A 288-nucleotide genomic window follows, 5' to 3' on the forward strand; every position below is an offset into this window, starting at 1 on the left:
CCAATTAGCTTATCAACTAAATATACACCAAAACAAAAACAATGTTCTATTGTATTTTTAACCTCAGCAACCGTTCTGCCTTTTGCCCAAAAGGCATTGGTGATAAACTGATGAATAACATCTATTTGAAGTTTACTTTTACCTGTTGAAATTTCAAACATGATGAAATAATTTATTTAATCAACTTTGTACCTTTTTCTTCAATTTTTAAAGCTGAATAATCCATCTTCCACCCAATAGTTTCAACTATAGTTTCCATAAGTAAAATGGTTTCTAAAGCTTCTTTTT

General features: G+C 28.8%; 1 pseudogene. It reads right to left on the bottom strand.

From position 1 onward, the window contains the following. Nucleotides 1-172: 172 nt before the first annotated feature. Nucleotides 173-288: pseudogene (locus V6246_RS18350) on the bottom strand (DUF4230 domain-containing protein); the annotation flags it as partial.

This window comes from Algibacter sp. TI.3.09 (assembly GCF_038154905.1).
Classification (GTDB): domain Bacteria; phylum Bacteroidota; class Bacteroidia; order Flavobacteriales; family Flavobacteriaceae; genus Algibacter.